The 11,808-nt window shown below is 59.6% G+C and carries 15 protein-coding genes; 10 read left to right on the top strand and 5 right to left on the bottom strand.

The features are described from left to right. Positions 1-27: 27 nt before the first annotated feature. From DEALK_RS03855 to DEALK_RS03880, 6 genes are read left to right on the top strand one after another with little or no spacing between them, the layout of a single operon-like run. Positions 28-432, top strand: a complete 405-nt coding sequence (locus DEALK_RS03855) for a Fur family transcriptional regulator (protein WP_058438880.1) — start codon at positions 28-30, stop codon at positions 430-432. 13 nt (positions 433-445) lie between these two features. Then, the gene (locus DEALK_RS03860; RefSeq protein ID WP_058438882.1) at positions 446-1,084 is read left to right on the top strand and encodes an energy-coupling factor ABC transporter permease; all 639 of its coding nucleotides are present in this window, start codon (positions 446-448) and stop codon (positions 1,082-1,084) included. Next, on the top strand, positions 1,085-1,375 hold the full coding sequence (locus DEALK_RS03865) for a PDGLE domain-containing protein (protein WP_058438885.1): 291 nt from the start codon (positions 1,085-1,087) through the stop codon (positions 1,373-1,375). Positions 1,376-1,398: 23 nt separating this feature from the next. Next, complete coding sequence (locus tag DEALK_RS03870) at positions 1,399-1,881, top strand: GNAT family N-acetyltransferase (RefSeq protein ID WP_065128814.1); 483 nt, start codon at positions 1,399-1,401, stop codon at positions 1,879-1,881. A 60-nt stretch (positions 1,882-1,941) separates the two neighbouring features. Next, a complete protein-coding gene (cbiQ, locus tag DEALK_RS03875; RefSeq protein WP_058438890.1) occupies positions 1,942-2,721 on the top strand; it encodes a cobalt ECF transporter T component CbiQ in 780 nt (259 codons plus the stop codon). Then, the gene (locus DEALK_RS03880) at positions 2,718-3,437 is read left to right on the top strand and encodes an energy-coupling factor ABC transporter ATP-binding protein (RefSeq protein WP_058438892.1); all 720 of its coding nucleotides are present in this window, start codon (positions 2,718-2,720) and stop codon (positions 3,435-3,437) included. The genes cbiQ and DEALK_RS03880 overlap by 4 nt, the downstream gene beginning before the upstream one ends. Before the next feature lie 22 nt (positions 3,438-3,459). Here the strand turns inward: DEALK_RS03880 and dnaA are convergent, their stop codons facing one another. Then, a complete protein-coding gene (gene dnaA / locus DEALK_RS03885; RefSeq protein ID WP_058438894.1) occupies positions 3,460-4,824 on the bottom strand; it encodes a chromosomal replication initiator protein DnaA in 1,365 nt (454 codons plus the stop codon). Positions 4,825-5,105: 281 nt separating this feature from the next. Here dnaA and fmt point away from each other — a divergent pair, with 281 nt between their 5' ends. From fmt to DEALK_RS10425, 4 genes are all read left to right on the top strand, one after another. Then, positions 5,106-6,044: a methionyl-tRNA formyltransferase gene (gene fmt, locus DEALK_RS03890; protein WP_058438896.1), complete on the top strand. Its 939-nt coding sequence runs from the start codon at positions 5,106-5,108 to the stop codon at positions 6,042-6,044. Positions 6,045-6,117: 73 nt separating this feature from the next. After that, positions 6,118-6,693 carry a hypothetical protein gene (locus tag DEALK_RS03895; protein WP_058438897.1) on the top strand — a complete coding sequence of 192 codons (576 nt, stop codon included), beginning with the start codon at positions 6,118-6,120 and terminating at the stop codon, positions 6,691-6,693. 20 nt (positions 6,694-6,713) lie between these two features. Further along, positions 6,714-7,082, top strand: a complete 369-nt coding sequence (locus tag DEALK_RS03900; RefSeq protein ID WP_058438899.1) for a VOC family protein — start codon at positions 6,714-6,716, stop codon at positions 7,080-7,082. Continuing rightward, the gene (locus tag DEALK_RS10425) at positions 7,003-7,224 is read left to right on the top strand and encodes a phage virion morphogenesis protein (protein WP_144437074.1); all 222 of its coding nucleotides are present in this window, start codon (positions 7,003-7,005) and stop codon (positions 7,222-7,224) included. Before DEALK_RS03900 ends, DEALK_RS10425 begins: the two co-directional genes overlap by 80 nt. Here the strand turns inward: DEALK_RS10425 and nrfD are convergent. The 4 genes from nrfD to DEALK_RS03920 are packed head-to-tail and all read right to left on the bottom strand — an operon-like array spanning position 7,143 to position 11,772. Further along, positions 7,143-8,306, bottom strand: coding sequence for an NrfD/PsrC family molybdoenzyme membrane anchor subunit (gene nrfD, locus DEALK_RS03905; protein WP_058439960.1), 1,164 nt, complete (start codon positions 8,304-8,306; stop codon positions 7,143-7,145). The two genes, DEALK_RS10425 and nrfD, sit on opposite strands and share 82 nt — an antisense overlap. A 29-nt stretch (positions 8,307-8,335) precedes the next feature. Continuing rightward, complete coding sequence (locus DEALK_RS03910) at positions 8,336-9,907, bottom strand: nickel-dependent hydrogenase large subunit (protein ID WP_058438901.1); 1,572 nt, start codon at positions 9,905-9,907, stop codon at positions 8,336-8,338. 23 nt (positions 9,908-9,930) lie between these two features. Next, on the bottom strand, positions 9,931-10,977 hold the full coding sequence (locus DEALK_RS03915) for a hydrogenase small subunit (RefSeq protein WP_058438903.1): 1,047 nt from the start codon (positions 10,975-10,977) through the stop codon (positions 9,931-9,933). Between the two features lie 3 nt (positions 10,978-10,980). Beyond that, on the bottom strand, positions 10,981-11,772 hold the full coding sequence (locus DEALK_RS03920) for a 4Fe-4S dicluster domain-containing protein (RefSeq protein WP_058438906.1): 792 nt from the start codon (positions 11,770-11,772) through the stop codon (positions 10,981-10,983). Positions 11,773-11,808: the final 36 nt, after the last annotated feature.

Consider the following 11,808-nt stretch of genomic DNA (forward strand, 5'->3'; position numbering starts at 1 on the left):
CAGTTATTGCAAAGAGTCGCAATAACTATGAGTTGCAATACTACACTCAAGGCTAAGGGTTACCGGCTGACGCCGCAAAGGCGGATCATCCTGGACATCCTCCACGCCGAAGGGACGCACCTGACCGCCGACGCCATCTACGAGCAGGTTAAGGACAAAGTCGAAGGCGTCAATCGCTCCACGGTGTACAGGACCCTCGAACTCCTCGAGAGCCTGGGTCTCACCGTCAAAGCCGACATCGGCGGCAGTCACGTCTACCACCACGCTGAAGAAGGCCACCACCACCACCTCAAGTGCCGGAAATGCCGCAAGGTTATGGAGTTGCCCGAGGAATCTCTGGCACCTTTGGCCGAGGCGCTGCGAAAAAAACACGGTTTCGAGGCGGACCTGCACCATCACGTCATTACTGGCCTGTGCGCCAGTTGCCGGTAAGGAAGGGATCGAAATGCACATTCCCGATGGTTTTTTGAATATGACCACTGTGGCCGCTACTGGCGTCATCTCCGCCGGGGGCATCAGCGCAGCAGTGAAGATTGCTGCTAAAAAAATCGGCGAGAAGCAGGTGCCGCTGATGGGTATGCTGGCGGCATTCATTTTCGCCGCCCAGATGCTCAATTTCCCGGTTGCCGGCGGCACATCGGGCCACCTTATCGGAGCGGCGCTGTGCGCCATTCTCATCGGACCGTGGGCAGGGATCATCATTATGTCCGCCGTGCTTATAGCTCAAGCGCTGATTTTCCAGGACGGCGGATTAGCCGCCCTGGGCGCCAACATCCTCAACATGGGCATTATCGCCGTGTTCGCCGCCTATTTTGCCAATAGTGCGGCGGTCTCAATCTTCGGCGACAGCCGCCAGGGCAAGCTCATCGGCGCCGCGGCCGCCGGATGGAGCTCTGTGATGGCGGCGTCACTTGCCGCGGCCATCGAACTGGCCGTTTCCGGAGCCTCGCCGCTGGGCATCGTCCTGCCGGCGATGATGGGCATTCATGCCCTCATCGGCATCGGCGAGGGGTTGATTACCATCCTGGTTGTTTCGGCTGTGATGGCCTCCCGTGCCGACATCCTGCAACTGGAGAGGATTTAGATGAGTTTCAAGAAATGGTGGCTGATCGGCCTCGGCGCGGCGCTGCTGCTGGCGACACTGTCGCCGTTGGCATCCGGTTCCCCAGATGGCTTGGAGCGAGTGGCTGAGGATAAAGGCTTTCTTGAAACGGCTGGCGACGCCCCGTTTCAGATAATCGCCGACTACGTCTTTCCCGGTGTCGAAAACGAGGCGCTAGCAACCATCCTGGCCGGGTGGATTGGCGTGTTGGTGATGTTTGGCGCGGTCTACGTCATTGCATGGGCGATAATGAAAAATCGAAAGACAACCTGACTACCGGTAAAGTTCCTATTCAGATGAACGGTATACAGATCTCTATACGTGAGGCTCGGCTCGATGAGCTGCCGGCAGTCTGTACTATGATCGGCGATTGTTTCCAACGGTTCATTGCGCCGGATTACGTTGAAGAGGGTGTTCGGGAATGCCTTAATTTCATGAGCCCAACCGCTCTGGAGAAGCGCCTGGCCGGCGGCAATCTGGTGCTGATAGCTTCCTCGGGAGACGACATAGTCGGGACGCTGGAGATTCGGTCGCAGGGGCATATCTCGTTGTTCTTCGTGAAACCTGAATACCATCGCCGAGGTATTGGCCGTAAACTTCTGAGAACGGCGATTCAAAAATGTCTTGAAGCAAATCCGGGATTGTCAACAATCGAAGTTCACTCTTCCCCTTATGCGGTAGGCATTTACAAACAACTGGGATTCACCGCAGCCGGGCCGGAGGCTACTGACAAAGGCATCAGGTTTACGCCGATGCGCATGAGCTTTTCTACTGCTTGAAACCCAGCAATCGTGCTCTGTGGAAATATGCCCCCGCTAAAGGAAGATTCGGAATAGACCATGCGACACAGTTTCTTAGACCAGTACAGCCACCTAGTCAGCCCGGCTCACCGCCGTGACCCGAGGCTGAAGTTCCTGCTGTCGCTTCTTTTCATCGTGGCGGTGGTGCTGACCCCTGCCGGCAGCTGGGCGACCTACGCCGCTTACTTCGCCATTTTGGGCTCGATCTTCGCCATCTCGAAACTGCCGCTGGGCTACGTGCTGAAGCGCTCGCTGATCATCCTGCCGTTCGTCTTCCTGCTTGGAGTCATCAACGTGTTCACGCGTCCGGGGGTTGAGTTACTCAGCTTTGACATCGGGGGCTGGCACCTGGGGGCGACGGACGGCGGGCTGAAGTTCATCAGCACGCTGCTGGCCCGGAGCTGGCTGTCGGTGCTGGCGCTCATCCTGCTGACCTCGACGACGCCGCTACCGGCGCTTCTTAAAGGGATTGAGCGGCTGGGGGCACCGAGGGTGCTGGTGATGATATTGTCTTTCATGTACCGCTACCTCTTCCTCCTTATCGACGAGGTGTTACGGATGAAGCAGGCAAGGGACTCGCGGTCGGTCGGATCGCCGCCGGCATCGTTCCAAGCCAGGACCGTCGGCTCGATGATCGGCAGCCTTTTTATCCGCTCTTACGAACGAGGCGAACGGGTTTACGCCGCCATGGCCGCCCGGGGCTTCGACGGGCAGTCCCGCACCTTCAACGAGCTGGCATTTGACGGGACAGACATCGCCGCTGGCGCCGCTTTGTCGCTGGTGCTTATTCTGCCGTTAACCGTGAGCCTGTTAGTATGAGCGACCCGGTCATCGGCATCGAGAACCTTCATTACGCCTACCCTGACGGCCGAAAAGCCCTCGACGGCGTCAGCCTGAAGATTAAGCGCGGCGAGAGCGTGGCAGTGGCCGGGGCCAACGGCGCCGGCAAGTCAACTCTACTGCTGCATCTAAACGGCATCATTCACGGCGCCAACGGCGCGGTGAAAGTCGGCGGTCTGCCGGTGACTGGCGCCAACCTGAAAACCATACGCGCCAAAGTCGGCGTCGTCTTCCAGAACCCTGACGACCAGCTCTTCTGCCCCGAGGTCTTCGACGATGTGGCCTTCGGGCCGATCAATATGGGTTTGGCGGAGGCCGAGGTCCGCAGCCGGGTTGCCGATTCATTGGCGGCCGTCGGTCTCCAGGGCTACGAGCGGCGGAGTTCCCACCATTTGAGCCTGGGGGAAAAGAAACGAATTGCCCTGGCTTCGGTGCTTTCGATGCAGCCGGAGGTCCTGGCCCTCGACGAGCCTTCTTCCAACCTCGACCCCGCGGCCAAGTGGGGGCTGATCCAGCTCCTGAAATCACTCGACGTGACCAAGATCGTTGTCTCCCACGACCTGGAACTCATCGAAGCTCTCTGCCCGCGCCTCGTCATCATGAAGCAGGGTAAAATCCTGGCCGATGGACCGACACCGGAGATTATGTCGCGGGTGGAGCTGCTGGTGGCGGGGGGCTTGGCGCACCGCCCTTGATCGGTCGGTGGAATTGAAAGGGCTACTCTTTGCCCAGACGGGATTCAATGTCGATTATCTTGCGTTTGAGCAGCGGATTGTATTCCGTTTCCTGAGAAATTTTCTCACAGGCATGACTGACGGTCGCAGCGGCGCGGTCTCCCACCAGCTTGCCGATCTCCGCCATCGACCAGATATTCTGGTTTTTCATGACGAACATGGCCACCTGACGCGCCATCGCGGTCTCTTTATCCCGTTTGCGGCCAAGTAGGTCCTCCGGCGCCAGGCCGAAGCATTCAGCCACGGCGGCGAGAAGCAGCTGCGGTTCAGATGGTTTTTCCTGTACGGAGGCGGTCGGGGCGATATTCTTGAGGGCGCGGCGGGCCATATCCGGCGTGACCGCTGAACGAAGCAGCCTGGCGTAGGCCAACACGCGGTTCAGGTTGCCTTCCAGTTCTCGGATATTGCGGGTGACTTCTGAAGCCAGATATTCAAGCACGTCCGGGGGCATCTCAGCGCCAAGTTCATCAGTCCGGGCCTTAAGGATTGCCAGGCGCATCTTCTCATCCGGCGGCGTGATCTCGGCGGTCAAGCCCCATTCAAAGCGGGAGCGTAACCGGTCTTCCATCTGGGAAATCGCCCGGGGCGGTGAATCCGCCGAGAGGACGATTTGCTTGCAGGAATTGTGCAACTCGTTAAAAGTGTGGAAAAAACACTCTTCGGTCTGCGTTTTGCCGGCCAGGAACTGAACATCGTCAACCAAGAGCAGGTCAACCGCGCGGTACCGTTCGCGGAACTCCTCGGCGCGTCGCTCTTTAAGCGATGAGATAAACTCAGAAGTGAATTGTTCGCCAGAGACGTAACGTACAGATTTCCCGGACCGCTCCGCAAGCTGGCCGATGGCCTGCAGCAGGTGGGTTTTACCCAGCCCCGAACCGCCGTGGATGAACAGGGGGTTATAGCCTTCACCCGGCTTTTGAGCGGCGGAAAGCGCGGCGGCGTGGGCTAACCGGTTGGTGTTGCCGACAATAAAAGTCTCGAAGTCATAACGCGGATTGAAATGACCGCCGGAGGTCTTGATACTTGAGGGCTCGGCGCGGGGGGCGTGGCCGGTGGGTTTGCCGCCGGCCGCCACCTGGAAAATGACCTGCACCCCTCCGCAGTTCAGCAGCCTGAGAAGGGTCTTTTCAATGAGCGAACGCTGATTTTGCTCCAGGTATTCCGCGACGAAAGAATTAGGCACGCCGACGGTAAAACGGCGGCCGTCCCAGGTCAACCCGACAGTGCGGGAATACCAGGTGCGGAAATTGGGGCGGCTGAGGGAGCATTCCAGAGCCCCCAGCGCCGTCTCCCACAACTTAGCGGCGTCATCCTTCTGGTAAAGGGGCGCCGGTGTATCAAATTGCAACTATATCTCCCCGTTAAGAGACAAAACGCCCCCATCTTCAAGCGTTTCCTGGGGTCGTTTTATCACGGCGGAAGCCGTTAAAAAAGATGTATCTATACTACCAGCCGGATACTGCCGCGGGCAACCGTCATAAGGGGCTGTGCACGTGCTTCAGCCCCCCGCTACTCTGCGCGATACTCTTTGTTGCTCTATTTTTTAGCCTACGCAATCGTAATGCCCGGCCGCGGTGAAAAAATAAATATTTGGTGCTACAATCGCCCCGAGAAAATGGTACTGATTCGATGAAACTGGTTTTCATGGGCACACCTGAGTTTGCCGTTCCGATTCTGCGAGGGCTGATAGGAGCTGGCTACGACGTTTCTGCTGTATATACCCGCCCCGACGCCCCGGCCGGCCGCGGCCGGTCACTAACCGCTTCTCCGGTGAAAGCCCTGGCGGACAGCAGCGGCCTGAAAATTGTTCAACCGCGCTCATTGAAAAAACCGGAAGTCGCCGACGAATTGCGGTCTTTGGCACCCGATGCCATCATCGTCGCCGCCTACGGCCTGATTCTGCCGCAATCGGTACTCCAAATTCCGGTGCACGGTTGCATTAACGTGCATGCTTCATTGCTGCCCCGGCACCGCGGCGCTGCCCCGGTGGCCGCTGCCATACTGGCCGGTGATGAATTCACCGGGATCTCGATCATGCGCATGGACGCCGGCATTGATACCGGTCCTGTCTTTGCCACGGCTTCGATCCCGATTTGCGACAACGATACGACCGGCTCGCTGACCGAACGCCTGGCTTATCTCGGTTCCAACCTTCTTCTTGAGGTTCTGTCGCGCATCACGGGCGGTGAAATTTCCCCGGCGCCGCAGCCCGCCGCGGGGGCAACCTATGCCCCGATGCTCGCCAAAGAGCAGGGTTGTATCGACTGGAACCGTTCGGCGATAGAGATCTGGCGGCAGGTGCGGGCGTTCCAGCCGTGGCCGGGAGCCTTTACCACCTGGGACGGCAGACTGTTGAAACTCATCGAGACCCAACCGCTCGATATCCCGGCGGCAGCACCCGCCGGCACGGTTACCGCCCTTGCCGGCCGACCGTCAATGCCGTTCGAGATCGTCACTGGAGACGGCGTGCTGGGCGTCAAACGACTCCAGCTGGAAGGCAAGAAGGCCGCGACGGCCGAGGAGTTCCTGCGGGGAGCCAGGGGGTTGGCAGGGGCGATACTTGGGTAGAATCAGCGCCGTGCATCCCCTTGAATGACCGTTCAAATAGTGCTAGTATCCTCCCAGTGTGGAGGGGTGTGAAATGATGTCTTCTGGTACCTCAAACAAGCAGGAAGCCAAACACCTTGCAGCACAACTGCAGCGTATTGAAGTGTCCGTGTTTACCGCAGACGCTTTATACCATGGAGAAATCACCTGTAAAACCAATCAACGACTCCTCGACGCTTTAAACTCCTGCATCAACCCGACAGCCAGTTTAAGCCGGGAGTATCTGGAAATCCGTAATGTGTCAGTATATGCGCCGGGCGCCGCGGCGCCGCACCGGCAATTAGACGTCGGTTACGCCAGGCGGGGCAGCATCCTGTGCGTCGTTGAACACGGCTGTCTCGAGGGCTGCCGCATGGAACGCTCCCACCCGATGCGGCAGAAAAAAGCGATGCGGGCTGAAGTCGAGTTGCCGCACCTGCTGGTACGCGGCTCATTCTTCGGCGAGACGTGGCAGGTAGACCTGCCAGCCGCTTTGCACCGGGATGAAGCCTTTTTACCCCTGACAGATGTTGAACTCAATGTCGATCTGGCTTCTTACGGACGGAAATTCGGGTTCGCGGCGGTGAACCGCGAGCATGTCATTTTCATTGGGGCTGAAGCCCAAACCTGAAATTTCCACCAGGCGCCAATTTGAAGAACCCTGTTGTTTATTGGGAGCTGGCATCATCGGACGCCGGGAAAACGGTGGAATTCCTGCGCAAGGTTTTCGACTGGAATCCCGAATACGACCCTGGCACCACAATCCATGAAATCCCCGCCGGGGAGTCATCATCGGCATTCAGCGGCGGCGGAGTGTTCACTTTGCGGCGGGCGAAGCTGCCTTTTCTCACCCTGTACATCCGGGTAGAAGATATCGAAGAAAAAGCCAGGCTGGTTGAAAAATCCGGCGGCTTCATCGTCGAGCCGCCGTTTTCGGTCAATGACTCAACAAAGATTTGCCTGTTTAACGAACCCTCCGGGGTCACCCTGGCGATGCTGGAAAAAACAGCGGAAAAGTAAAAAGAAGAGAGGAGCCGGAAGAGGCTCCTCTCTTCTTAAAGATTTCACTCGACAGCAGAATCAGGCAGTCACCACTTCAGGGTTGGCGCGGGCGACCGATTCAGGCAGCCCGGCCTTCTGCTCGGAGAACAGCGGCAGGTAGCGCGCCGCCAGGCGGAAGGCGAACATGGCGCCGAAGATGAGCCCCAGGGTGAAGATGAACTCCCACACCGTCGGGAAGTAGCTGCCGAAGCGCGCCGGCGCATGGGAGATGACCAGGGTGTTCACCCGGTTCAGCACCAGGCCCATGATGATGAGCGATGACGCCCAAAGCAAGCCGCTCCGGGACTCCCTCACCTTCTTCATGGCGATCAGGATGATCGGCAGCACCATGCCCAGGCCGACCTCCACCAGGAACAGCGCTCCGAACTCGTCGAAGGCGAACTCCGAGAAGCCGCCGGATGCCGCCGTGTCGTAGAAGCGCAGGCCCAGGTAGAAGACCAGGATCCAGGCGGCGATGGCCATGACCTTGGGCAGGAGGTCCATCCGCAGCGTCAGCTTCCAGCTCTTGGCCATGATGACCGAGAAGAAGGTCAGCACCGACAACCCCAGCGACATGGCCGAGATGACGAAGAGATAGCCCATCAGCGGCAGGTGCCACAGCCCGTGCTGGTCAGGCGTGATCAGGAACAGGGCGCCCAGGCTCGACTGGTGCAGGAAGGACAGAAGGATGCCGAAGATGACCAGGGGAACGACCAGCGCGTGCTGCACCGCCGCGGCCTTCACCCAGCCGAAGCGGGCGAAAAGGTTGGGCGAGAACTCCAGGTAAAGCACCGTCAGGTACATCATGACGCACCAGGCCACTTCGAACATGATCGAGCCGGGCTGCCACATCCACAGCGGGTGGATGATCAAGGGGCTGCGGCCCAGGTCGATGGCGATGCCTAAAGCGCCGATAGTGTAGCCCAGGGTGGCGATCAGGATGGCCGGCTTGACCAGCGGCCGGAAGGCTTCCACCTTGAAGATGTAGACGATGGCCGCCAGGACGAAGCCGCCGGCCGCCGAGGCGATGTAAACGCCGACGTCGAAGGCGACCCACAGGCCCCACGGCCAGTTGTCCGACAGATTGGTGACCGCCCCCAGGCCCCAGATCAGCTTGGCGACGGCCACGCCGATGGCGCCCAGCAGGAACAGGAACTGGACGACGCCCCAGAAGCTAAAGAGGGGTACGTTTCGGTTGGTCAAATGGCACCTCCTTGCTGGTTTCAGGACATTCAGGCAACACGGAACTGGCCGATAACGTCGCCGTTGGGACGCACCAGATGGACGGCGCAGGCCAGGCACGGGTCGTAGGCGCGGACGATGCGGACGACTTCGAAGGGATTGGCTTCATCTTTCACTTTGGCGCCGATGAGGGATTGTTCGATCGGGCCGGGCTGGTCTTTATCATCACGCGGCGAGCAGTCCCAGGTGGACGGCACGACGCACTGGTAGCGGTCGATCTTCTTGTCCTTAATGGAAATCCAGTGGCCCAGCGCGCCGCGCGGGGCTTCCCACAGCCCCATGCCTTCGGCTTCGTCCGGGATTTCGAAAGGCACGTTGAAGGGCTCGCCGGGCTTCAGTTCATCCAGCCATTTGTCGGCGGCGTCAGCCACCAGCTTGCACTCCAGCGCCCGGGCGGCGTGGCGGCCGAGGGTGCTGAACAGGACAGACGGCGGGGCTTTGAAATGGGCCAGGGTATCATCCACCATTTTTTTGACCGCCGCGTCGCCGGAAAGGTAGGCGACCAGCATCCGCGGCATCGGGCCGACTTCATGCACGCCGCCCTTGTAGCGGGGGGCTTTCAACCAGGTATAGGCGCCGGTTTTATGGGGGTCGTCCTTGGTATCGCCGTCGCCAGGGTAGGCCGACGGGGTGGAAAAACGGCTGTATTTGACGTCCTCGGTGATGGACCTGGGATCCATCGCTGAAAGCGACAGCGAGGCAGTGGCCACACCCTGAGGCTGAAAGCGCTTGCGTTTGGTCAGGTCGGCGTTGGAATCGAAGTCGAAGACACCGTAGGACAGCACCTTGCCGCAGCCGAAACCCTGCTCGAAATGGTCGGCGTAAACCTCGGCGACGGCGATGACATCCGGCAGGTAAACGTTATCAATGAAGTCCCTGAGGACGGTCAGCTTCTGCCGGTACAACTGGATATTATCGGCGGTCGGTCCCTGGGTGACGCCGCCGACCACCAGCCCCGGGCCGTGGGGAATGCGGCCGAAATAGATGGCCGTCATTTCATGGGCCAGCCGCCGCATGTCCAGGGCCTTGACATAATCGGCAACGGCCTTCTGGTTGATGGCTTTGGGCAGGCGGTAGTCTCCCTCGTAGCGGGGGAAGAACGGGCCGAGCATGGCCGTATTGCCTGCCGCCAGCGCTCGACCGATGAAATCCCGGACCTTGATGAGGCCGGGGTCCGAACCGGAATAATCGGCGGCGGCGGTAACATCAACGTAGTCCAGCGCCGCCAGATGGTAGAAATGCAGGATGTGGGATTGGATGGTGTTGCCGGCCTGGATGAGATTGCGGATGATGCGGCCGTTAGCCGGGATTTTATCGGCGATGCCGAAAGCGCTGTCCAAGTTCAGTACCGAGGTCACGCCGTGCGATACCGGGCAAACGCCGCAGATGCGCTGGGTATAATGCTGGGCATCGGTCGGATTGTGGCCTTTCATGAATATCTCGAAGCCGCGGAACAGGGTGCCGGAGGAATGGGCGTCCTTGACCACGCCGTTTTCCACCACCACCTCGATTTTGAGATGGCCTTCAATCCTGGAGATGGGATCGATGACTATTGTTCCCATTTATCTATCCTTCGCTTTCTCGGTTAGTGCCCGGACTTTTCGCCCGATGATTTGGTGACGGCGGCGGCGGTGACGCCGACCACCGCGGCGGCGGCGGCGATGCCGATGGCAGCCTTGTCGAGGGTTTTAGACAGGTCGATCGGCTCGTGGATCGGGCCGAGGTGGCCGGGGAACTTTAGCTCGGCGCAGCCGATGCACGGGGCGCCGGCTTCGATGCACCAGCGGGTTTTGTTGTTCCACAAACGGATATTGCAGTCGGCGTGGGTCACCGGACCTTTGCAGCCTAGCAGGTAGAGGCAATCCGGCTCGCCGAAATTCTTGGCGAACTGGTTGGCGGTAAAACTGCCGCGGCGGGGGCACTGATCATGAATCGTTTTACCGTAGAAAGCCAGCGGCCGCAGGTCCTCATCGACTTCGACGGACTCCGGGCCGTTCATGAGTACCTGGGCCAGCGTGCCGACGAACCAGTCCGGGTGGGGCGGGCAGCCCGGCACGTTGATCACCGGCGTGGTGATGCCTTTCTGCTTGTAGAACTCGGCCACACCGACCACCTCGCCGATATTGGGCGGGGTCGAAGAGATACCGCCGGAGGAAGCGCAGGTGCCGATGGCGATGGTGGCGATGGCCTTCGGGCCGAGCCGGCCGATGGTTTCGGTCATCGGGATGCCGTGGCCGTCCTTTTCGCCAACTTCGCAGTAAAAGCCGCCGTCTTTGAGCGGGATGCCGCCCTCGACGACCAGGGCAAAGGGACCGGTCTCGGTGTCGTACAGAGCTTTCATAGCCAGGTCGCCCTGGGCCGCCATGACGGTGTTGTGAACACGCAGGGAAACATGCTTGCCGGAGACAACCTCGGTGAGCAGCAGGTTCTGGATGGTGACCGGGAAGGTGTTCAAAACTGAAACGGAGCAGCCGTTGCAGCCGGAACCCTGAAACCAGATGACCGGCACTTCCTGCAGCGACTGAGCCAGCAGGCGCTCAAATTCGGGGTATTTGAAAAGGGACATGCCGAGCGCGGCGGTGGAACCGGCGGCGAGTTCGACAAAATGACGTCGAGAAAGTCTTACTGTCACCTTTTAACCTCGCTTCTCAGTGTCATGATTTTGCTTCGCCAGAGCGGCTTCGCGGCGGCTGCGGAAGAGATAGGCGCCTCCCAGGAACAGAGCGAGAGAAGCGATCTCAATGGGGATCTTGCTCAGGAATTCATGGGTGTATTCCGGGTACATTTCTGGCTCAACCTCACTCGGGAAGCCAAGCTGGCGCATATCCACCGCGCCGATGTACAGCTTCAGAGTCCCGCCGACTTCTTCCTCGCCGTAAACGTGATTGAAATACTTTTCAGGGCTTTCCGCGATGCGCTGGTGCGCCAGGGCGATCATGTCGGCCCGCTCGCCGAAACGGATGGCCTGGGTGGGGCAGACTTCGGCGCAGACCGGGGTTTTGCCCTGCAGCAGCCGTTTCTCATGGCAGAAGATGCACTTCTGGATTTTGGGCCAGGCGACGTCCCATTCAAACTTGGGGATATCGAACGGGCAGGCATTCTGGCAGTAGCGGCAGCCGATACACTTGCCTTCCTCCCAGACCACCGGACCCTCTTTAGTTTTGTGCAGCGCTCCAACCGGGCAGACCGACGCGCAGGCCGGGCTGAAACAGTGCAGGCAGCGCTTGGACACGCCGATGGTGCGCCGGCCGGTGGGGGTTGCCACCTCATGAGCTTGTAAAACCACGTAATGATAGGCGTCGAGTTCCGGCGCGTCGTCGGTACCTTCCAGCCGTTTATTGGGGAGCCCGTAGAAACTGTGGCACTCGTTTTCGCATCTCAGACAGAGGATGCACTTGGTAGTGTCGATGAGCATTCCGGCAGGCATCAGCGGTCTCCTTCACATCTGTTAATCCGGCAACCC

The organism is Dehalogenimonas alkenigignens, assembly GCF_001466665.1.
GTDB lineage: Bacteria > Chloroflexota > Dehalococcoidia > Dehalococcoidales > Dehalococcoidaceae > Dehalogenimonas > Dehalogenimonas alkenigignens.

Coding starts and splice junctions, on each gene's coding strand:
- DEALK_RS03865 (WP_058438885.1), top strand. CDS start 1,085: ATGAGTTTCAAGAAATGGTGGCTGATCGGCCTCGGCGCGGCGCTGCTG.
- DEALK_RS03895 (WP_058438897.1), top strand. CDS start 6,118: ATGATGTCTTCTGGTACCTCAAACAAGCAGGAAGCCAAACACCTTGCA.
- DEALK_RS03920 (WP_058438906.1), bottom strand. CDS start 11,772: ATGCCTGCCGGAATGCTCATCGACACTACCAAGTGCATCCTCTGTCTG.
- DEALK_RS03870 (WP_065128814.1), top strand. CDS start 1,399: ATGAACGGTATACAGATCTCTATACGTGAGGCTCGGCTCGATGAGCTG.
- DEALK_RS03860 (WP_058438882.1), top strand. CDS start 446: ATGCACATTCCCGATGGTTTTTTGAATATGACCACTGTGGCCGCTACT.
- fmt (WP_058438896.1), top strand. CDS start 5,106: ATGAAACTGGTTTTCATGGGCACACCTGAGTTTGCCGTTCCGATTCTG.
- DEALK_RS03880 (WP_058438892.1), top strand. CDS start 2,718: ATGAGCGACCCGGTCATCGGCATCGAGAACCTTCATTACGCCTACCCT.
- cbiQ (WP_058438890.1), top strand. CDS start 1,942: ATGCGACACAGTTTCTTAGACCAGTACAGCCACCTAGTCAGCCCGGCT.
- DEALK_RS03855 (WP_058438880.1), top strand. CDS start 28: ATGAGTTGCAATACTACACTCAAGGCTAAGGGTTACCGGCTGACGCCG.
- DEALK_RS03910 (WP_058438901.1), bottom strand. CDS start 9,907: ATGGGAACAATAGTCATCGATCCCATCTCCAGGATTGAAGGCCATCTC.
- DEALK_RS10425 (WP_144437074.1), top strand. CDS start 7,003: ATGACTCAACAAAGATTTGCCTGTTTAACGAACCCTCCGGGGTCACCC.